Origin of the sequence: Alcanivorax profundi (assembly GCF_003597125.1) — a bacterium.
GTDB classification, from domain to species: domain Bacteria; phylum Pseudomonadota; class Gammaproteobacteria; order Pseudomonadales; family Alcanivoracaceae; genus Alcanivorax; species Alcanivorax profundi.
Window position 1 is genome coordinate 1 of record NZ_QYYA01000002.1, and the last position, 22,985, is coordinate 22,985.

Annotated in this window: 12 protein-coding genes; 1 reads left to right on the forward strand and 11 read right to left on the reverse strand. The window is 57.8% G+C overall.

The window, feature by feature from the left end; all coding sequences use genetic code 11:
- A partial coding sequence (locus tag D4A39_RS17950) for a transposase (RefSeq protein ID WP_233552453.1) occupies positions 1–85 on the reverse strand: 85 nt, incomplete at its 3' end.
- 991 nt (positions 86–1,076) lie between these two features.
- Between D4A39_RS17950 and D4A39_RS05355 the strand changes: the two genes are divergently transcribed.
- Complete coding sequence (locus D4A39_RS05355; RefSeq protein ID WP_233552424.1) at positions 1,077–1,313, forward strand: hypothetical protein; 237 nt, start codon at positions 1,077–1,079, stop codon at positions 1,311–1,313.
- A 43-nt stretch (positions 1,314–1,356) separates the two neighbouring features.
- Here D4A39_RS05355 and D4A39_RS05360 read toward each other — a convergent pair whose 3' ends face one another.
- The 10 genes from D4A39_RS05360 to D4A39_RS05405 form a co-directional block, all read right to left on the reverse strand.
- Positions 1,357–2,049 carry a hypothetical protein gene (locus tag D4A39_RS05360; RefSeq protein WP_147393889.1) on the reverse strand — a complete coding sequence of 231 codons (693 nt, stop codon included), beginning with the start codon at positions 2,047–2,049 and terminating at the stop codon, positions 1,357–1,359.
- A 92-nt stretch (positions 2,050–2,141) separates the two neighbouring features.
- Positions 2,142–3,740, reverse strand: coding sequence for an alkaline phosphatase (locus tag D4A39_RS05365; RefSeq protein ID WP_119917664.1), 1,599 nt, complete (start codon positions 3,738–3,740; stop codon positions 2,142–2,144).
- A gap of 12 nt (positions 3,741–3,752) precedes the next feature.
- Positions 3,753–5,312 (reverse strand): alkaline phosphatase, encoded by a 1,560-nt coding sequence (locus D4A39_RS05370; RefSeq protein ID WP_119917665.1) that lies wholly within the window; start codon positions 5,310–5,312, stop codon positions 3,753–3,755.
- Positions 5,313–5,482: 170 nt separating this feature from the next.
- The gene (locus D4A39_RS05375) at positions 5,483–6,775 is read right to left on the reverse strand and encodes an adenylosuccinate synthase (RefSeq protein ID WP_022985240.1); all 1,293 of its coding nucleotides are present in this window, start codon (positions 6,773–6,775) and stop codon (positions 5,483–5,485) included.
- 104 nt (positions 6,776–6,879) lie between these two features.
- Positions 6,880–8,052 (reverse strand): ATP phosphoribosyltransferase regulatory subunit, encoded by a 1,173-nt coding sequence (locus D4A39_RS05380; RefSeq protein ID WP_119917666.1) that lies wholly within the window; start codon positions 8,050–8,052, stop codon positions 6,880–6,882.
- Positions 8,049–8,237 (reverse strand): DUF2065 domain-containing protein, encoded by a 189-nt coding sequence (locus D4A39_RS05385; protein WP_022985242.1) that lies wholly within the window; start codon positions 8,235–8,237, stop codon positions 8,049–8,051. The genes D4A39_RS05380 and D4A39_RS05385 overlap by 4 nt, the downstream gene beginning before the upstream one ends.
- A 102-nt stretch (positions 8,238–8,339) precedes the next feature.
- Positions 8,340–13,148, reverse strand: a complete 4,809-nt coding sequence (locus tag D4A39_RS05390; protein WP_119917667.1) for a CshA/CshB family fibrillar adhesin-related protein — start codon at positions 13,146–13,148, stop codon at positions 8,340–8,342.
- A gap of 2 nt (positions 13,149–13,150) precedes the next feature.
- The gene (locus D4A39_RS05395) at positions 13,151–16,027 is read right to left on the reverse strand and encodes a COG1470 family protein (protein ID WP_031226402.1); all 2,877 of its coding nucleotides are present in this window, start codon (positions 16,025–16,027) and stop codon (positions 13,151–13,153) included.
- A 19-nt stretch (positions 16,028–16,046) separates the two neighbouring features.
- Positions 16,047–16,658 (reverse strand): OmpA family protein, encoded by a 612-nt coding sequence (locus D4A39_RS05400; RefSeq protein ID WP_022985245.1) that lies wholly within the window; start codon positions 16,656–16,658, stop codon positions 16,047–16,049.
- The gene (locus D4A39_RS05405) at positions 16,655–22,918 is read right to left on the reverse strand and encodes a hypothetical protein (protein WP_233552425.1); all 6,264 of its coding nucleotides are present in this window, start codon (positions 22,916–22,918) and stop codon (positions 16,655–16,657) included. The genes D4A39_RS05400 and D4A39_RS05405 overlap by 4 nt, the downstream gene beginning before the upstream one ends.
- Positions 22,919–22,985: the final 67 nt, after the last annotated feature.

Sequence of the window (22,985 nt, forward strand, 5' to 3'; positions counted from 1 at the left end):
CCACTTGGGCCACACTGTGACCACGATCCGTCACCTGACGAACCGCCTCAATCTTGAATTCTTCGGGATAGCGCTTGCTGCTCATGGATACCTCTCTGATTGCCATTTTGGATGGCTGAAAGGTGTCTAGCAAACTGGTGGCGATTCAGCGCAGCAAATAACACAGGTCGACCTATATGGTCGCCAATTAAAAATTGTTTAGTGTTTGATCGGGCTTTCACGCTTGGCGTGAATCCGATGCTAGGGGGGGGCGACTGATTGCTGATGGATACCACGGCCATTCAGACTGCGCTGTTGAAGTGACATTAAATGTCTGTAGTGTTCTACCTACACCGAAGGAACTTGGCGAAGGGGAGCTTGGCTATCCGTGGCGATGCCAAGCCAAGAAAAGCTAATACATTGCCAACCAATGCGTCAAGCCCAAAGTACAAATCCAAAAAACTTTTCTGAGATCCATGTACGTATTACGCAGAATCGGCGGTTTTTGTGGGAATTATTTTTTGCCGAACGTTCGTGGACGTCAACCACAGTAAAATGCCTACTCGTCTCCATTCACAAGTAGACAAGTGGGTGGCTAAATAGAAAACCAATATCACATGATTGCTAGCAATGATCATTATGTAGTTATCTGATCGGCTAAGTAACACTTCCCGCTCCCCTGCACCTAAGAGCCGGAGTCTCATCCTCTAAAAAAGCCAGGCCCCTGGGTCGCTAATTCTGTGGAATAAGCCCCTCGCCTCTCTGATTGAGCAAGTGGCACAAGGAGGCAAGAATGGTATGATCCACACCCTTCGCTGCCCTCCAAATTAGGATGAAGTCAGCGGAAGAGGATTTAGGTGAATGATGACACCACCATGCGTCAGAAATTTTTACAAATCCGCTTGTTGGTACATGTGTTGGTATGAAGCAAAATTGAACTGAGATATCTTTATTTATATCAGCCAGTTACAAGCCCTATTTGAGTCCTCTCCTCGCACCAATTTCGAAAGGGCTCCCAGACGGGGGCCCTTTTTCGTTTCTGGCCTGCCGTCACCCGTCTCCCGACATTCGATGAGGTCGCTATTGCCATGATACTGATGCGTAATCTGCTTGCCGCCTGGGTACTGGCCACCGGCCTGTTCCTGGCACCGGTTTCAGCCTGGTCTGCCAACAGCCCCGAACAAGGCGCCCGCGGCAGCGAGATCCATCCAGCCATCGCCGCCGCCGACGCCCAGCGCGAGAAGGAAGCCCGCCGCAAGCGTTATCTGCTGCTGTTCCCTGCCGCAGTGGTGGTGATCACGGTAGGCCTGATCGTCATCACCCGTCGCAAATAGTCCCCCGCCGCCGCCATCGCTGATGGCCACTGCGGCAGACGGATCAATGCGCGTGTGAGTGCGCCGGTGCCTGCATCGGTGTGCCATCGGCCTGATAGAACCCGCTCGCACCATGCTCCACAAAGCCCAAAGCAATCATGCGGCGCAGGAAGGGATCGGCTTCGTTATCCCCGACATCCGCAAAATCCGTGCTCTGCCAGGCCGACCAACGGGCAAAGGTGTCACTCTCGGCGACCTGCTCCAGTGATACCAGCTGCCAGACCGTGTCGTTTTCGGCGATCCGGGCCGGCAGTCCTGCCGTCTCCAGCCACAGCACCCGGGCGCCTTCGGCATTCTCGAACTCACCCGCCTCGCACCCCTGCACGACCGCCACCTGATCACTGACTCGCTGATAACCATTCTCCTGCGGCACCGGCCAACCGGTTACCGCACCCCACTCTGAGGACTTGCCCAGCGCCCGCAAGTCCCCGGCGGGATACCAAATGGTGCGCTGATACTGGGGAAACACCCGCAACAGCGACACCTGATCATCCTGCTGTGACCAGGCACTGATCACGTCTCCACGCTGCCAGGCAACCCGATCATCACCACGATAAAAGTCCACGCTGTAACGCTGGGTGCCGTTATACACATCATATCGGGCATGAATCACGCTCCCCGCCGCAGGCTGAAGACATTGAGCCTGAGCCAGCGGCGAAAGCACCAGCAGCAAAGCGATCCCAATCGTTTTTTTCATTGTGACTCTCCCATTGGCCACACAACCCTGTTTCATATTAGCTCCATACAACAAGGAGGCCTCGCGGGCCTCCTGTTGCCACTGCCGGAGGGTTACTCGGGCAGCAGACCACCCGCATGGGCCATCACATGGAAGATCAGGCTTTGCTCGTTGGTCCCGGTGAGCAGGTGCGCCCCCGGACCGCGAGCCCACACTCCCACATCTTCACCCGCGTGGGTTTCAGAGCTGAGCGGCACCAGTGTTTCCTGGTGGTAACCCGGGCTCTCGGTGTTGACGGCGGCCAGATCCTTGCGACCGGCATCAATGGCAGAGCCGTAACGGGCGTCCGCATCGTGCTCATCGCCCAGCTCGGCAAAGCCCAGGCCATTGGTGTAGCCCAGCGTGGTGTAGGGCATGGAATCCGCAGCCAGGGCGGGGGTGCTTTCCGGCTCACCGCTACCGTCGTTGGTCACCACCTTGCCAAGGATCGGGTTGCCCCGGGTCGGATAGCCCGCAATCGTGAAGACATGGCTATGGTCAGCGGTGACGATGATCAGGGTGTCTTCTTCACTGGTCTTGTCCATGGCGGCCTGAATGGCGTTGGCAAACTCCACAGCATCCGTCAGGGCGCTATAGGCACTACCCGCATGGTGGCCATGGTCAATCCGGCCAGACTCGACCATCAGGAAAAAGCCGTCCTCATCCCTGGACAGGATATCGATACTTTTGCTGGTCATCTCAGACAGGGACGGCTCATCCTTGCTGTTGGCCTGACGGTCCGAGTCGTAGCTCATATGGCTGCTACTGAACAGACCCAGCACCTGGGTAGCGCTGGCGGCATCCAGCGCAGCCAGCTCGGTTCCCGTTTGCAGGTAAGAGCCTGAAGGATGCGCGGTTTTCCACTCGTCGGTCAGGTCGCGGCTGTCAGTACGCTTGCCACCGTCTGCGGCAGGCAAGAAGTGACGGCGGCCGCCCCCCATCACCACATCAATACCATCACCAATGTCGAACGACACCAGCTGATCGGCGATGTCCTTACAGCCATTGGTGGCGGCTTCTGCAGTCAGGTTATCGTCGGATTCCCAGTTACGCTCGGGGCTCTTGGAATAGGTAGCCGCCGGGGTGGCATGGGTAATACGGGCAGTGGAAATGATACCGGTGGCCTTACCCTGATCTTCAGCCAGCTCAAGGGCGGTTACCAGCTCCTTGCCCTGACTGGAGGCACAATCAGACCGTACCGCGCCTTCCGCTACGCCAATCACCCCAGCCTTGGTTTTCACACCACTCATCATGGCCGTCATGGTGCCGGCCGAGTCCGGGGTTTGCTGGTTGGTGTTATAGGTCTTGATCAAACCGGTAAACGGCATTTTTTCGAAGCTGAGCTGATACTCTTCACCATCGAGGCCCTGCATTTGCCCGGCCAGGATGCGTGCCGCCGTCACGGTGGAGATGCCCATACCGTCACCGACAAACAGAATCACGTTCTTGGCCGCACCCACCTCGTTATTAACCTGTTTCTGTGCCGCTGCGGCAACTACCGCCTCACCCTGCTCGTACCAGTCGCTGGCTACCTGTGACGCCGGGAAAGACAGCGCTGCCTCGCCGCCGACATCGCGGCCACCGTCCCCGTTTTCATCGTTATTACTGTCGCCCCCACAGCCGTAAAGCAGTGCCGAGGCGGAAATGGCCAGTGCCAGATATTTGATTTTCATTGTCTTGCTCCTTTACTCAGCAGGGGTCACGGAGGTGGCGGTGGTCATGATATGGAACACCGTGTTTTGCTCCACATTCCCCTGCACCATGTACGCGCCGGCGCCGGCGGCATGCAATGAGATATCCTCACCCGCATGGGTTTCAGACCCCATCGGAATCAGGGCCTCCTGGTGATAGCCCGGCGCTTCGGTATCCACTGACGAGATATCATGGCGACCGCCGTTTGGCGCCATGGCATAGATGGCATCCGCATCCGTTTCTGCCCCCAGATCGGCAAAGCCAAACCCGTTGGTGTAGCCCAGTGTGGTGTAGGGCTGGCCATCTGCAGCCAGGTAGGCATCAGATTCCGGCGCACCGGAACCGTCGTTGGTAACAACCTTGCCAAGAATCGGGTTGCCCTTGGTGGGGTAACCGGCGATGGTGAATACGTGGCTGTGGTCTGCCGTAACGAGAATCAGGGTATCCTCAAGGTCTACCTTGTCTTTGGCTGCCTGCACCGCATCGGCAAAGGCGACCGCATCGTGCAAAGCGTTATAGGCATTGCCGGCATGGTGACCGTGATCGATACGGCCGCTCTCGACCATCAGGAAGTAACCGTCTTCGTTCTTGCTCAGCACCTCAATCGCCGCTTCCGTCATTTCTGCCACGGTGGGCTCATCCGCACCGGTTGCCTGGCGGTCAGCGTCGTAGCTCAAATGAGAGGAAGCGAACAACCCGAGCAGCTTGTCGGTGACCGCCAGATCCGCGCTGGCCAGCTCCGTGCCCGTCTCAATGTACAGCGCGCTCTGCTCGGTATCGGCGTAGCGGTCTTGCCAGATCTGGGTCAGATCGCGGTCGTCGGTACGCTTGCCGCCATCGGTGGTGGTCTGAAAATGACGTCGACCGCCGCCCAGCACCACATCAATGCCGTCACCATAATCGTAGGACACCAGCTGATCTGCGATATCCTTGCAGCCGTTGGTTTTGGCTTCATCCGTCAGACTGTCGTCGGACTCCCAGTTACGCTCGGGAACACGGGCATAGGTCGCCGCTGGTGTCGCATGGGTAACACGGGCTGTGCTGACCACCCCCGTGGAGCGCCCGGCTTCTTCCATCAGATCCAGAAAGGTGTTGAGCTCATTTCCCTGAGAGGAAGCACAATCTGCGCGCATACCCGCATCAGAAATGTTGATCATGCCGGCCTTGTTTTTCACACCACTCATCATCGCCGTCATGGTGCCGGCGGAATCCGGGGTCTGCTGATTTGTGTTATAGGTTTTGATCAGTGCGCTGTAGGGAAAGGTTTCAAAGGACAGGTAGTTCTCTTCACCCTCATCACCTGCCAGCTGCCCCTGAAGAATTCGGGCCGCTGTGAGGGTCGAAATCCCCATCCCGTCACCCACAAAAAGGATGACATTCTTCGCGGTTGCGGCCGTACGTTCCAGCTCCGCTTTTTCTTGTACATTTGATTGACCGTCGGTGAACCAGGCACTACCGGACTGATAAGCCGGAATGGCGACATCTGCATTGGCAGCAGCACAAACGCCAGCAGCCAGCCCACTAAGGGCAAACCGCACGATACGATTAGGCATGACAAATCCCCGATTGATGAATGAACCAAGAGGGCACTATCTAATCGGGAAGTTATTGCAGTTTGATCTCAGCGAAACGGCAAAAGGATGATTTGTGAACCGGATCCGGAATAGATCCTGATTTACACACAGAGCCACAAAAAAAGGGCAGCCGAAGCTGCCCTTGCGCATCATGCGAACGGATGTCGCTTGATGATGGTTTCTACCCGGTCCGGACCGGTGGAGATGATATCGATCGGCGCGCCGGTCACTTCCTCAATACGCTTGAGGTAAGCCTGGGCATTGGCCGGCAGGTCTTCCACTGCCTTGACGCCAAGGGTGGACTCGCTCCAGCCTGGCAGACTTTCGTACACCGGCTTCACTTCTTCGTAGCTGTCCGCATCCCAGGCACACTCCAGGGAGTTGCCTTCCGCATCCTGGTAACCGATACAGATATTCACCTCTTCCAAACCGTCCAGCACGTCCAGCTTGGTCAGGCACAGACCGGAAATGGAGTTGATCTGGATAGAGCGCTTCAGTGCCACCGCATCGAACCAGCCACAACGACGGGCACGACCCGTGGTGGAACCGAACTCGTGGCCTTTCTCGGCCAGGTAGCGGCCATTCTCGTCGAACAGCTCGGTGGGGAACGGGCCGCTGCCCACACGGGTAGTGTAGGCCTTGGTGATACCCAGTACGTAATCCAGATACAGCGGGCCCACGCCGGAGCCGGTAGCGGTCCCCCCAGCGGTGGTGTTGGAGCTGGTCACGTACGGGTAGGTACCGTGATCGATATCCAGCAGAGTACCCTGGGCCCCTTCGAACATGATGTTCTCGCCCTGCTCACGAGCGTGATGCAGTACGGAGGTCACATCGGTCACCATGCCGCGCACGTCTTCACCCAGCTTGAGGGTTTCATCCAGGGTTTTCTGGAAGTCCACCGGCTCGGCGTTGTAGTAATTGCGCAGCACGAAGTTGTGGTAATCCATCACTTCGCCAAGCTTGGCCGCGAAACGCTCCCGGTGATAGATATCACCCAGACGCAGACCGCGACGGGCGACCTTGTCTTCATAGGCCGGACCAATACCGCGGCCAGTGGTGCCGATCTTCTTGTTGCCCCGGGCCGCTTCACGGGCCTGATCCAGTGCCACGTGCACGGGCAGGATCAACGGGCAGGACGCCGACAGACGCAGACGCTCGCGTACCGGGACGCCGTTTTCTTCCAGGCCGCCGATTTCCTTCAGCAGGGCATCCAGCGCCAGCACCACGCCATTGCCGATGAGGCACTGAACATCTTCACGCAGGATGCCGGAGGGGATCAGGTGCAGGACGGTTTTCTTGCCGTCGATCACCAGGGTATGGCCGGCATTGTGGCCGCCCTGAAAACGGGCCACCAGCGACGCCTGATCGGTGAGCAGATCCACGATCTTGCCTTTGCCTTCATCACCCCACTGGGTGCCCAGAATGACTACGTTCTTACCCATGATTGCTAGCTGCCTGTTGAGTTAACGCTTGCACGCGGCGCGCTTGGCACACGACACGCTTTACCGTAAGTGAAGACCGGACAGACCGGTCACCACCCGTGAATTTACTTGTCCTGGATGACCCAGCCGTTGTCGCCCTGTACCAGCCTGCGCTGACAGCCCAACAGCTGGGCATCATTGTCTGCGCCCGGTAACGCCAGCACGACCCGCTCGCCCTGATCACGCAACGCGGCCACGGCGGCGGCGAAATCCGCATCCTGCAAAGAGCCTTCGGCGAGAATGCCATTATCGCCCGCAGCCACCGTGCGAGCCGACAGCATTTTCAGGTCGGCACTGAAACCCGTCGCGGGACGGGCACGACCAAATACTTCACCAATGTGGTCATAACGCCCACCCTTGGCCACCGGCTCACTTTCGCCGGGCAGGTACGCCGCAAAGACACAACCGGTGTGGTAGTGATAACCCCGCAGCTCACCCAGATCCAGATGCAAGGTAACGCCACGCTGGCTCAGCACCGAGACCAGCGTATCCAGTTCATCCAGGGCTGCCAGCGCTGCGGGGAAATCCTGAAATATCTCCCGTGCCTCGCCCAGCACCGCCGCATCACCCGCCAGCCATGGCAAAGCCGCAAGCGCCTTGCTGGCGGCGTCCGGCAGGCTGCTGTCGGCCAGGAACGTATCCAGCTCGACCCGTGCCTTGCGGACCAGAATATCTTCCAGCTGGGCCTGCTGCGCGTCACTCAGGGAGCAATCCGCCAGCAGGCCACTGAACAGGCCCACATGGCCCAGATCCAGCACGACCTCGTTGTCGACCCCTGCCAGCCGCAGGGTTTCCAGCAACAGGGAAATAACTTCCAGATCGCTGTCCACGCCAGAATGGCCGAACAGTTCAACACCAATCTGGTATGGCAGGCGGGTACCACCGGCCACGGCAGGACGGGTACGCAGGGCACTGGAGCAATAACACAACCGAGTGGGCGCATTACGGCGCAGGCTGTGAGCATCCATCCGCGCCACTTGCGGGGTAATGTCGGCACGCACCCCCATCAAACGCCCGGTAAGCTGATCGGTGATCTTGAAGGTTTCCCGCTCCAGATCCCGGCCAGCCCCATTCAACAGGGATTCCAGAAATTCGATCAGTGGCGGGAAGACCAGTTCGTAACCCCAGCGCTGGTACAGATCCAGGGTACCGCGTCGCAGTTGCTCAATCGCCCGGGCGCGGCCCGGCAAGACTTCTTCCACCCCATCGGGGAGTAGCCACTGTGCTTGCTGATTCATTTCATCACCACCAGAAGGACGGCACCCAATACCATGAGCACCAGCCCCAGTATTCTGAGGGACTGCCCGGGCATCCGCGCCAGCTGAAGCGCGGCCTGACGAGCCCGATCGGGCGCCAGGAAGAGCGGAATGCCCTCGATTACCAGCACCAGGCACAGGGCCTTTATCACTATGCTGAAATCCATGATTCCTGCCAGACAGCCACAAAAAAACCGAACCCTCGGGCTCGGTTGCCGCATTCTATCACGGTCTTACGGTATCAGGTAGGTTGAAGCGGGTGCCCCGGATCAGGGACTAACCCGCACATCGTAGACCACCGCCCCCTGATTACCCGGTAGCAGCTGGCCGCTGAACAACCATTGCAGCGCCCCCTCATAGCCCGCGGTATTGGGGCCATTCGGAGTGGTCAGATTACAACCGCCGAGATCTGCCGGTAAGGGGGTGGGACAAACGGCGGCCTGGCTCAGACTGCTGAACGCGGGCGTGCTGTCATTGATCGTCACCTCGGTCAGCGGCCGCACCCCTTGATTGGAGAAGGTCAGCCGGTAACGCAGCACATCCCCCGGGGAAGCCTGATTGGCGGTCCCGTCCTGGCTGTCCACATCATCGGCCGTGCCGGCCAGACCATCCGGACCGATGTTTCGCACAGTCTTGTCCAGAATCAGCTTGCCTGCCGTCAGGCGAGTGGTATCTAGCACCTGGACTGTGGACTGCAGTGCTGTACCTGCAAAAGTCTGGGAGGCGATCAGCGGACGACTGTGCAGTGCCTCAAGGGGCGCATCGGCAGGGGCAAACACCTTGACCAGCAGACACAGGCTGTCTCCTGCCTGCACCGCCACTCCGCTAACCGGTAGCGCCTCGTCTGCAGCAGACAGTTCGCCATCACAATCCGCATCACGGAACAGGGTATCGGTCCAGGCCGGACTCGCAGGGACGGTTTGGGCTGTACCGAGGCTGAAATCCACCGAACCGGCAGTGCGTGCCGTAAAGCGATGGCTGTAGAGCAGACTGTTACCGGCATCCACCACGCCCTGACGGTCCGGTTCCAGCACCGGCAACCCGGCATCACCAAACAGAATATTGTCCCAATCCACCCCGCTGGGCTGCACCTGCAACAACATTACATCATCATCCGCGGCACCGGTGTTGATGCTGGCTCCGCCATCGCCGGGATTCTCGCTGATGGAACGAAACCCGTTGGCTGTTTGCACGACCAGACAGGCATTCTTGCCCACATCCGCCAGCACCGGGACCAAACGCCAGCCCCCGTCCCCGTCGGTAAGGGTTTCAGCCAGAACCGTGTCGGTGTCTTCACACACACCGTTATTGTCAGCATCGTGATACAACACCACTCGCTGGTTGGCGATGCCGGGTTCGTTACCGGCCTTGATACCATCGTGGGCGGTGGCGCCGTCACCATTGTCCTCGTACACCCAGCCCGACAGAATCCCCCCGGTATTGCCGGAAGAAACAGTCACCAGGTAATCCTCCACCTCACCATCGAACACAACCTGGCCACCCGCCGGCACGTCCGGGGTGCTGGACAGTCGGAAGCGGGAATAGGTGTTGCCGATAAACGCGCCCGGCGGAACAAACAGGTTCAGCTCGATCACCCCCGGACTGCTATTGGCGTCCTGGGCATCATTATCACGAACGTTCAGGGCGATCTGTTCACTGGCATCGTCAAAGTCATTGTCCCGGTTCCAGTCGATCCAGCCTTGAACATAGTTTTCACCAACCACATCTTCGGTAAGGGTCACTGTGATCGTGGCACCCGCACCAGGAATCAGCGGCGGGAAACTGACCCCGTCTTCTTCCGGGCCATCGGCATCCGCGTTGGCGGAGTTCTGGTCTGCATCTTCGGGATCAGGACCAATCTCCCCCAGATAGGGCGTCGCCGGCTGCAAGGTCGCCACCGTCAGGGTATTAACATCCGTATCAGAGGTGGGTTTGCTCCCACCGGTGGCATCTCGACGTGACACATGGCCGCCGCTTTGCGGGTAACCACCCGCGATATCACCATGGTCTACCTGCAGGAACACGCCAAACCCCACAGCCTGAACACCCGAGCCATCCACAATGTGTGAGGTCTGGGTAGCATCTTCAGTCAAGGCGAGCAGAGTACCCGTGCCTGGGGCCAACCCCGTTGTCAGCACCAGCCGGCGGGCACCATTTTCAAAACGCGCCTGAAGGTCAGACAGCGGAGCGATCGAGAAAATCTCCCAGGGCTCACCATCGGTCTCCCATGTGAGGCTCTCATTTTCATCTGTGTCTTCCACGTCAGCAGCAATGATGTCTGCCGGCACCCTCTGTCCATTGAGGTAAACTTCCCAACCAATATCAAAGTTAGGCTCTGCCCCATTGGTATTGGCAAGGCCAACCGGGTTGACCCCCTGATACAGATCATCAAAACGGTCGCCCGACCAGTTACCGCTGTTATAGATATTCAGCTGACTGGTAATGTTGTCTACAGTTGCGCGGATTTCCACCGGCCCGAACACCCAGCTTTTGCGAACCAGCTCACCCGGCAGATAATTGTTTTTGGTCCCGCAGTTCCAATCCAGCCAGTAAACGGACTCCCGATATCCTCCGGTGCCTCCGGTGGCGATCCCCCCGCCTGTGGCCTCTGACCCTTGCGGACAAAACACCACTTCCCGGGTATTGATCAGGTAATCTTCGACTTCACCATCATCTGCACCGTCATAGGCATTAAGGTCCTCGGTTGTCGACCAACGGAACCTGGCAATGACGTCATTGGCGTTTTCCGATTGCGCGGAAGGGGGAACCACAAAATCGATAAACCCGTCGCCATCTTCATCCTGGAGATTTTCGGCAATCTGTTCATCTGCATCATCAAAATCGCCATCGCGGTTCCAGTCGATCCAGGCCTGCAGGTAACCTCCTGCACCGGTTACCTCAACTTGCACAGGATCGACTCCCGGCAAGTTGGACGGGAATGTCACCCCATCGTCAAAGCTGTCTGCCCCGGCAGTCGCGCTATCGTAACCGGTCACATCTTCGGAAATATCGGCACCCAGACGAATACCGTCCACAATAATATGAGAAGGATTCTGGTAGCTGGCAGGCGCATCGCCATAATCAATCAACACCTGCTCAGGGGCATCGATTACACAGACTTTCTGTAGATTATTGGATCCCCCTGTGGATGCAGCCCAGCCAAAGAACACGTTCGGGTCACCGGCAAAGTCCAGATTGGTGAAGTCACGATTGACCACCGCCACCAGCGAACCATCAAACCTGTATTGCAATTGGTTGGTAACCGGATCCCAATCCAGCGAAACCGTATGCCACTCCCCATCTTCAATATTGCCAAGGTCCACAACAGAGCTGAGCAGGCTGCCGCCACCGGAACTATCAGTGTAATTGACCGGGTCGTAGATTACGGTGTGATCATTGACGATGTCACCGTAACCGGTACCGTTATTGTAGGTATCAAATTCCACCGCCACTGCGGGATCCAGTCCACCGACACCCAAGGCCCCACCAAACACACCTGTGGCATTACTTCCATCGGGATCACGCTGAAAGGCGAAGGCAATACCGTCTGCACCCGCGGCATCCTTGTCTCCCAGAAAGATCGAAAACTCTACCGTGAAGGGCGCCAACAAGCTGATGCGATTCTGTGACCAGGCAGAACCTGCCTGATTTCCCGACGCCTGGGTCAGCGTAATTTCATTTGTCACACCATCCCTTGAGGCGGTTCCACTCAAAGACAGGTTGCCACTGATTTCGGCATTACAGCTCTGCTGAGCCACCGTTAACCGGTAGTCCTCCACCTCACCGTCATTGGCATTCGAACCAATACCGGGATTGGTATTTCGGGTGAATTTAAAGCGGGCATAGGTCTGCCCCGCAGACGCGTTCTGCGGCACCGTCACGCTGACAGGTGTGGTTGTGATAAAGCTGCTCGAGCCATTACCGGAAGCGGTTTCACCATTATTGGTTACCTGGCGATTGGTAATCACCCGTTCCCCACTATCGTTGAAGTCACCGTCGCGATTCCAGTCAATCCAGGCATTGAGGTAACCACTACCAAACGTCGTAATGGACAGTTCACTTTGTTGACCCGGAAACACCGACGCATTGCTCAAGGTCGAGCCATTGAGAAAGACCCCATCTTCATCGTCGTACTCCGTCGGAGAACCACCACTGCCATCATTATCATCCCCCGTCGCAGCAGTGGTTGGCTGATTGGCAGCATCATGATCCGGCAGCAAGCCGCGCCCCAAACCTAAAGCCGTGGTCACATTCTGGCGTCCGGCTCCGTAACTGGAGGGCGCGTCACCGTAATCCAGGTTACCGTCGACCACGTCTTCAAAGTCGTTGATCCTGAATGACAGGTAAGACACTCGGCGGGCAGTACTCGTATTGGGGTCATTGCCATAGGCATTGTTGTTTTGCACCCTGACGGTGGCGGTGGATGTCTCCGCGAACACCACACTGGCCCGACACTCCGGCTGGGAATTGGTTGCGCCATCATCACAGTTGTCATCACGGCCCCGGATGCGGGTGTTATAACTTCCCGTGCCCGTCGTGGTGACCGTTGTCTGGGTATTGGTAGACACATAGGACCGGGTTGTCGGCCCGGTGGTAAAGTACATGTCATCCGTGTCTGTCTGGGTGTTGTCACTGTTGCGGTCCAGATCGAAACCCGTGACCACCATGCGATCCACGGTGACCGGCGTGGTGGTCCCTTGGGCCACCAGAGTCAGTCGCAAATCTGCGTAGGCGATATTCTCGCCGCTATCCTTGTCTCGCAGGCTTACAAACAGCACCCCACTGTCCACACCCACACACTGAAAGGAACCTGCCTGCTCGTTATCTTCCTGGATCACTTCCACCAGCAAATCCAGAGCCTGACCGCTGTAAGTGGTATTCGTCCCAAAGCGATAGGTCGCAAGCGCACAATCACTGCCGCCGATAACCGTCCGGGTCCCGTTAAGGGCCACACTCACTGCGTAGGCTGGAGCGCTCACCAGGCAGATCCCAACCACCAATACCAGGATCAACATCTGCACAGCCAGCAGTCTCATCACCAGCTTGCCTTTGTTCTTGTTGGGGCCTTTGGTTGTCATCGCTACTCTACCCTCAGACCAAAGATCAGCACCGCTTGCTGACCCGCTCTCAACTCACCAATGTTGACCGATACATCGCCGGTTGCAGCGTCCCCCGGCGCCACCACATCACCCGCACAATCCCCGGTGGGCGAAGAGCAGCGAGTTGCGGCACCCAGCATGCTGGTATAAGGCTGGGTTCGATCATTGATGGTTACCTCATACATACTCTGCGAACCGGTATTGGTTGCCGTCAGCCGGTAGATAACGCATTGCTCCCCGGGGGTCGCCTGAAACGGGGTATAGACAAAGCAGCCATCCGCGGAACAACTGCCGGGCCCATCAGGCACGCCGTCACAGTTTCCATCCAGCGCCTGTTCTTTGGTGATGGCCACATCCGTATTGTTAACCGTGGTGGTATCGGTGGCCTGATCAGAAACGGTCTGGGCCGCGCCCTCAGCCGTGACAGTAAGGGTTTTGATATTGACGGTACCGAAAGCGGCATTGGCTGGCGCAAACACCCGGGCAAACACGGAAATACTTTCCCCAACGGTGAGCACGCCATCACTGCCCGCCGTCTGCAATGGCGTCCCGTCAATGATCAAGGCATCATCCGGATCCCAAAGCCCATTGTCATTGCTGTCCTCATACAGGGTCACCGACCAGCCATTGTCAGCCGCCGCAGCCGGACTGGCAGACAGCAGCACGTTCGACAGATCCACGTTCCCGGTATTGGTTAGCTGATGGCTGTAGGTAGTGCTTGCTCCCGGAGCCACCTGCCCTACCTGATCGGGTTGTAACGATAGCGCCGGGCCAGCCACGACGGTAACTGCATCGTGCTTGATATCGCTGACGCCACTGGTCGGAGACAACGCACGCAGATAAAGGGAAACTGTTTGGTCGCCAGACTCGGTATCGGGCACCTTGACCTGAACACACATCAGTCTCTGTCCACCGGCAGGCACCAATCCGGAATTGGTTAGCGCCGGACCGAGACTGCTGCAATCGCCAGTACCACCATCGCGATGCCAGGCTACCTGCCATTGGGCCGGAAGCTGTCCCGGGGAGAAGTTGCTGCTGCTCACCTGAAGCTCATAGGTGTCCTGGCGAGCACCGGTGTTATTGATATAGACCACAAACGCCCCCTGCCCTCCAGGCGCAATGGACAGGGTTCGAACCGGGGTTGCTTCCGGGCCCACACCCTCACCCGGCGCACTACCATTGACCGGCTGGTCATTGGTCAGATCCACATTGTTGGTGGTAATGGCAAGCAGGATATCGCTCACTGCATTGCTGACACTGGTATCGCTTACCGAGCGCGCTATCTTGGTTACGGCAAACGGCCCTCCCAACACATCCGGCGGGAGGATCGCACGCAGGATTACCCGCACCCCGCAAGCGCCATTTACCGTATCGGTGACGTACCGCGCCGGGCACTGACCTGTGACAGCATCGGGCAATGGAATAGGGCCAGTGTCCGCGACGCCGTTACCATCGGTGTCCACCAATGGCGTAGCACCATCAGCCTTGTAGAGCTGAAAAACCGAATTCGCCGGGAAGGGAGTAGCCAGCGCATTGCCCTGACGGTCATTGACGCTATCCACCAGAATATCAAAGCTGTCTTCGCCGTCACCGGTATTCCAGATGAGATTGTCGAACGCGACAGTCCCGCCCTGACCTACTGCCGCGACTTCAACCCGGTTACCCGTGTCGGAAACATCATCGTTACCGGTGACACTGTCTGACGTGTCATTGTTCGCCACAACCGCTGGCTGAAGCGCGCGGCCGATGACCCGGTAGCTGACGGAATTGGTACTGAAAGGGGAAGGCGAGCCAAACACTGTGTCGCCGGCCTGGTTGGCATAGCGAAAACGGGCGGTATTGCGTACCCGGTCGCCTGCGGCAATACCGCTGTCGATCATGACATCAAAAGTCAGAATGCCGATACCACCCGGCGGCAACTGCTGCACCTCGGCACGAACTCGGTCATGACAATCCGGATTCGTGGCATCCTCATCGTAAGCGCAGTAGTCGATCAGATCGGGAGCACTGCCCTGGCTGCCATCTTCACCATCGTCGGTCAGTACGGTACTCCCTGTCTGACTCCAGCGGGCCGAACCCGCTACGTATGTCATACCTCCGGCCACGCCATCCACCGTCACGGTGGGGAGAATGTCCTCAATAACGATATCTGTTGCTGTCTGATCAGACGCATTGCGATATTCCAGCGTCACCGTAACCGGTCCAGCAGGGGAGCGTCCTTCCCGTTCGCTCAGGGATTTAACCACCTCAATAACGGGACCATTTACGACATCCGCTTCATCCGTATTAGTGGCAACAATGACATTATCCTCATTGCTGCTGGCCAGAAGCCGCAGGGAGGGCTGCTGACCTGCTACTACGGCATTGGACAGTTCGGCTTCAATCACCAGCGAGAAGGTTTCATCGGCAATCAGTGTTCGCGTTAAGGAATCCCAACAGGCGTCGGCATCTGATTGATTGAAAAGGGCGCCACCCACGTCGGGTTGACCGTCACCATCCTCATCCCGATACACCGTCCAGGAGACAAAGTCGCTGCTGATCGTGTCGAGGCAGAATTGATACTGGTCCGGTCCATTCCCGGTATTGGTCAGTACGTGTGAGAAGTAGACATAGCCGCCCGGCACCGCGGGTTTGCCCTGATCACTGACCAGTTCCAGACCCGGCACATTACGAATCAGGGTTTGTACAAGGTTAGAGGTAACGCGCTGCGCCTCAGCCTGTTCGGTACATCCATCATCAAGACAGGCACGGTAACTGGCCGATGCCTGGTTCTTGATCAGGGTGCCCGCTGCCGGCGCAGCGGCCTGGGCCAACGCCCCAGCCATCACCAGACAAACAAGCAGAAAACGTTGCAGCATATTCACCCCGGACCTCCTGTCACTTCACCGGTGCCGGGGCGACAAACTCGTCACCACCGCTGTTGGCGAAGTCGGTACGCATCACCAGCGGACGCCCCCTGGAATCCAGCGGCATGAGTTCCACACGACGATTCACAATGCGTTCATCGGTGGTACTGCCTGCCAGCAGAGGCGCACCTTCACCAAGATAGGTGGCCTTGATTCGGCTGCCGCTGATGCCAGCCTCCTTCAGGTACGCCACCACACTGTTCATTCTTTTTATCGACAAAGCCTGGTTCAGCCCATCATTGCCTTTCTGATCGGTGTAGGCCTGAACGCTGATTTGCAATGCCTCGTAGCGATGCAAAACCGCAACGTTGCTGTCCAGGCGGGCTTTCTCGCTGTCTTTCAAATCGTCCATGTCGAAACCGAAATACACGGCAGGCTCCCAAACCTGACTCTCCGTTGCTCCCGCCGCCACGATTCCATTACCGGTGGTAGCGATCCCGGTCACCATCACCATTCCTGTATTGGTCACCCGAGCCTCTACCGGGCACAGCTCGTCGTATTGAGCGTACAGGGATTCAGTGGTGGCACAACCACTTACCCCCACTATCAACAAACTGGCCATGAGCGCTTTCAGCATATTCATCGCGCATCTCCCATGTAACTGCGCTGACCGGCGGCCTTGCTGCCCAGCCAGCCCAGATCGTCTTCATCAAACTTGTATTCCAGGCCCACATACACGCCTTCGGCGTTGTAGCCTTCCGGATCCAGGTCATCATCACGGAAGCCCTGGAAGTTGTAGCCAACGCCCATTCGCAGGTTGCGACGAATCAGGGCGTTGACGGTAAAACCGTAACTGTAGCGGCGCTCATCAACACCCTCTGTAGTGATCGCACCGGCATGCAAATCAAGATCAAAACGACGGGTCATGTCCCAGATAATGCGACCATCTGCTACATAAGCGTCTGTGTGCACATCCAGCGCACCCAGTTCCGTCTCCTGCCACTTGCCACCCACGCGGCCAGAGAAGATCCAGTCATCGTGAGGCTGGAAGTTATGGTGCGTAGAGAACAGGTGCACAGTGCGATCGGAGCCGGCAGCACCACCCCACTCTTCTTTCCACTTGTACATGAACAGCATGTGGTGACGGTTGTCACGGCGCGGGCGACGGGCCAGCCCCAGGGTCACAATGTTATCGCCTTCTTTGGGGTCAGCATCGAAGTACTGAAGGCGAAGATCGTCGCGAACAACACCGGACCAATCCGTATTCAGTCGCCAGATATTGGCCGCACTCAGACCGTAGTATTCACGGTCGTCCCCAAATCGGGTTTCCACCCGGGCGAGCGTACGACGGTTCTGATTACGGCGGTCTTCCGCACCAATCGACAAGGCTGTGGAATCCTGGCTGGTACTGCCTTCCAGGGTCTGAATCCATTCAAAGGTGGGACTCACCGTCAAACCCGGCTCGATTTCGATATCCGACTTCACACCGTTGGCGGCAGCCACATCCTCGCCACTGACCGCACCACGCAGACGGTACTCGGAGTAGACATCCGTGTTACGTGTCACGGCAGAACGCACCCCGGTGGTGAACTGCTGAGTCTCCACATCATCATCCAGAGTGTTGATTCCATTCAGGCTGTTGATGATTTCGTAACGGCTATACAAGCTGGTTTTCTCGGTCAGCTGCATATCTGCATCCGCTGCGATGCGACGGCGTCCTGAGTCCTGGAAGGCCTGTTCGTATTCACCACCTATCTGGAAAGGCTTGCCCAGCAGCGTAAAACCACGATCCGCACCGAGGATATAGGTCCCGAAACGCTCGGTATCCTGCGCGTCTTTCTGTTCGATACCCCGCACCCCGCCTCGCAATGCGGTGGCACCGATCCGCTTTTCGGCGATAGCGCCCAGGCTATTCTGTTCATCTGATGCATCCAGCTGCTTGGAGCGAATACCTTCGATCTCAACAGAGAAATCGTTGGTAATCATCTGCTCATGCCCCAAGCGCATTTCTTCACGAGCTTCGCTAATGCCTGCCGCAGGGTTGTCAAACCCGCTCTCAGCACGAGCCCAGCGCAATTCGGTGCGCGAACCATCGACCCACAGACGCTCACCATTAATGCTGTAGGCGCGACCTTCTGGCGTACCATCTTCATGCTCCATGGTACCGGTGGAAACATTCACCCGCGTATTTTCATCTACCTTGTACTGTGCTGACACACTGGTGAGATCATAACCGTCGGTATCGTGATCATCCTGGGTTCGGCTCACACCCACCTGCAACTGGTCTGTCAGATCGTAGTTGAGGCGAGCCCCCAACACGGTGTACTCCTCAGCGTCACCTTCCACGTTGTAGTTAACGCGCACGTACACCGGATTCAGGTTTTCATCGCGCGTCGGAATCACATCATGGAAACGGATATCGCCGGTGAAGTAGTTCACCGAATAATCCACGTACCGGGTCAGCGGCGTCGTCTCAACCACCAGCCCGGGGTTATTACGATCGCGAACGATGATTTCCACGGTTTCACTGTCACGGGCGGGGTTATTGCTCAACGTGAAAAGCAGTGCCGTACCGTTGCCGGGAATTTCTTCCGTAACCTGCTCCATTTCCGGACGGGCAGCAAACAACTGGAAGCGGGCGCGGCCGTTGTCATAGATACCATTCAGGCCGGTCAAGGTACGCTGCGTACGACCCAGGTCGTAGAATTCATAACCCGGATCGGTGAGGTAATCCCCCCACATCAGGCTGCTTCGGTCTTTTTCGATTTTTGCGTACAACTTGCTGCGGCTGCGTGCATCGTAACCCCGCACAGAGGCATCACCCGGGATCGGATAGTAATCCGCAGGATTCAAGTCACGACGTACCTCGTCTTCGGTATCCAGATCCTTGTCGGTATCGTAGGCCAGTGTCAGGTGAGCATCGCCACGTACCTGCCCCTTCATGAATACCGCCGCACGGCCATCAACACCGTCGTCAAATTCATCCGCCACATCCGCCGGTGCATTGCCGTTGTCACGCAGTCCGCCCGCGCGGCTCTGTACCTGCAGAAAACCGGTGGCCAGCAAGGGACGCAGCGGCGCAATCTGCTCAATCTGGATGCTGTCACTGAAGCGATCAAGGCTGGCGCGGATACGCACCGGCCCGGTGTATTCGGTGCTGCGTAAATGCACCAGTGCGCGACCATCGACCAGCTTCACCTGATGCCCGGGGGTATCGCTCTGCAGGTCCTCTTCCAGCCACCGGCCGCGATCGGTTTCCACGGTTACGAAGTGGTTGCCAACTGCGGGGTTCCCCGCAGCATCATTGAGTCGAATCCGAATGCCCAGAGTGGAGCGCCCGCCATCGGCAGGCAAAGTATCGGCTTCGGACTCAACCGTGATGGAGGTCGGCGCAGCCGGACGGATGAACGTGCCTTCTGCCATCACCCGGGTGTTACCGAACATGTCTTTGGTAGTCACCGTGAGAGTGTTTTCGCCTTCGGCGAGCTGTACCCCGTACCAGGTCGCCACCTGTGCCCGTTCGCGCTTGTTCACAACCTGCTCGCCCAACTGGGTTTTCGGCACCGGTTTGCCGTTCACATTCAAAATCGGATCGACCCCGGCACGCACCACCACCTGGAAACGACCATCACGGCTCACTTGTCCACGGGGCCACAGCCAGGCGCCCTGCTCGGCCTGTTCACGGGTAATAGTGGCGGCGGCTTCCTTGGTCTCCACCATGGCCGCTTCAGGGGTCTGTTCATCAACCAGCCGGGTCGCCCCGGTTTCTGCGCCGCTGACACGGGAGACCTGATCCCAGGCTTCGTTGAGGGAATCATCACCGGTCTGGGTGTAAACACCACTGCCAAGGTCACCGCTACCATCCGCCTGGCGAATGATCGGGTTGGTGGTCTGCTGGCGCAGCGGATCAAATCGGGCCGCTTCATCCAGCATCCAGTCACCGTTCATAGACGCATTACGCTGCTTGAGCTGTTCTGCCAGCGCCTCAGCCTGATCCCCAACAGGGCAGGACGCGGCAAAGTCCGCACGGTGGTATTCGCCGGAACGCAGGTCCACAAAACGGCTTTCCGGGTCCGCCGCATGACGATTATCAATCGGCTTGAGCTTGACCCCGGCTGGCAGTGTCAGCGGGTCAATCTTGATGGTGTGCAGCCCAGGCTCCAGGCCATAAATGCTGTACTGACCGTTTTCGTCGGTAATTACCCAGGTGCCATCCTGCATGTACAGCTTGACGCCACCGATGGGCCACTCACCGTCGTTCTGCAGGTTATTACAATCAGCATCCACATAGACCTTACCGAACAGCATGGCCTTGTCAGAAAGCACGCCTTCGTTACGGATTTTCACTTCAACCTGGTCTTCATTAGAGCGGTAGGTTGAACCGGAAAGCGTGTTTGCCTGAGCCGTTGCCCGGTTAATGCCGTTGCTGTCGACGGCACCCGCACTAAGACGCAACCCGTAATGCAGCGTGATGGTTTTGCCCGGCTGCAACGCCAGCGCATCCACATTACCACTGGCCAGCAAACGCTCAATCCGGAATGTCAGCTGGGGGCCCGGACGGCCGGCGGGCTCAGGCATTTCCACCCGATTGCCATTGACCTCCAGCCAGGCGCTGTCATTGATGTAGCGAAACCCGTACGGCAACGAGTCGAATACCCGACCCGCATACAATTCATCGGTATGGTTATTGGTAATATCGATGCTGTAGGCCACCACGTCGCCCACGGACGCGCTGTCTTTTTCTGCCCGTTTGTCGATAACCAGATTGCCCGCATTGAGCCCTGCCCCGGGATCAAGCGGAATATTGACAAACACATTGGCAGTACCCAGCAGGAAGGCGCCGTTATTGCTCCCTGCCACTCGTGCAGCCATGCGCCCAACCGGCGCCTGATACCCTTCGATTCCGTAGGAACTGTCATTGACGTCAGGGTAGAAAGCGCCCGCGGCTGCAGGCGCCACTTCTGACGGGAAGGTGTAACCCGCAGGCGGAATGACATCCAGGTAGTAACAATGCCCAGGGGTTGCAAAGGGATACTGGTAATCCCCCAACTTGGTGGTGTTATCGGCATTGGTGGTATTGGTGTTTTCACCATCCAGCGATTCCCCGGTATAGGGATCGGTACCGACTTCGTAATCGCTCTCGGCCAGGTCCGCACAGGAGCCTGCCCCGCTGGCAGACAAGGTTTGCCGGGACTGATAGAGAATGACCCGCGCGCCCCCAACAGGATTCCCATTGGTGGAGTCGAACACGGTACCGGCCGGATCCACCGCCGCGATGTCACTGATTACTTCATAGGTTTCGATGGTACCGCCAGCACCGTACACCGGCAGGGTATAGCGGGCGGTCAAGGTATCACGCTGAGTACTGTTCAACACACAGGCATTGGTCAGCGCATCGAGCGTCGTCGTTTCGCTGTCATACTGACGCACATCTTGCTGACTGGCGTAAGAAGGGCACAGCCGGTTATTCCCTCTTTCCTCTTCACTGAGGACGATGGGGAAAATGCTGCGGAACTCGCCGGTGTTGGCGCCGGTTTCCACCATCACTACCCTCACCGAGTCCCCCGTCAGCCGGGACTCCACGGTGACGATGACCAATTGCTGACCATTGGGGGTCTGCTGCAGAAAATCACGTTGGGTTTGCGATTGATTCAGTTGCGATGCCGTCAGGCGGATATAAACACCATCGTGCAGCACTTCATGGCTGGCTTCGGGCAACAGGCGATAGATATCGGCGGCTTCAAAATCGCCATCATTACTTAGATCCGGAGTGCCCTCGTTGCGCACTACTGCCGGTGTCGGGCGCTCAAAAAGGATGGCAGGTCTGACAGAGCCGCCCATCGTGTTACAGACCGTATTACTCTCAAAATCCGCCAGGCCATCGCCCTCCAGGTCCACATGGGCCTGGTTGAAGATACGGGTACCGGCGGTGGTGCCGGCAGCCACAGACACCCCGAAGGTGTAACTGCCACTCTCGTTCCTTTCGAGTGTCTCTGCCGGCATCAACATCGCAAACCGATCTACCGCCTCATCGGTATCCCATTGGGCGTAACTGATCCACTGATCTTCTGCGTCACCGGCACGGTGGACGAGCGGGAAAGACTGAACCGGAGACACATTGCTCACACTGGAGGGGCGCAGGGTCACGTTCCCGGGGATTTCATCCTCCACCAGCACGCCCTGGTAGGGCACGCCATTTACCAACACGGTACGCGCCTGCGGCGCAGTACTGCCGTTATTGGTAAAGGAAATCCGATAGTCCAGATTCTGGCCTGCCTGCAACGGCGCCTCACAGCTCTGGCTGGCTGATTTCGTAATATTCAGGAATGCCCCGCGGGAGACCGTAACCACATCCTGGCGGGTATCACTGATGGTATTGTCCTCAAGAGAAACGGCGCTCACCTCAAGCCGCAACCGATCATCCGCATTCTGACCAGCCGGAACACTTCCGGTTACCACCAGAGCCACGCTTTCACCCGGCTTCAGCTCGGCAGTTTCAAGCAGCTCCGGCTCACCGGGGTCTGCCTGGCCGTTACCGTTGACATCCAGATAAACGACGAGGTTTAGCAGGTCGCCCTCATCGCCGGTCAAATTACTGGCGCTGATGGCATAACGGTCAGCCACGTTACCGGTGTTGCTGATGACGTGTGGCAAGTTGACCGGCTGACCGGCCGCCACCGTCGCCAGGTTATCGGTATCCAGAGCGACGGCCCGCAACGGAGCGACCACAACCTGAGACAGGTTGGAACGCATGACGATGACTTCGCCATTGACCGGATCGAAATAGCTGACCTCCGCCTGATTGCGCAGAACCGTGCCTGCCTCGGTGGCAGCAACGACAACGCCGCTGGCTATCGCCAGCAGCGTCATCGCTACCATTGTCCACACGAGTCTGTTTTTCACGGTGTTGTCCGTCGTTCCCTGGTGCTGCCCGAATGCCGGGCGACAAATTGTTGGCTTCTTCTTGCTC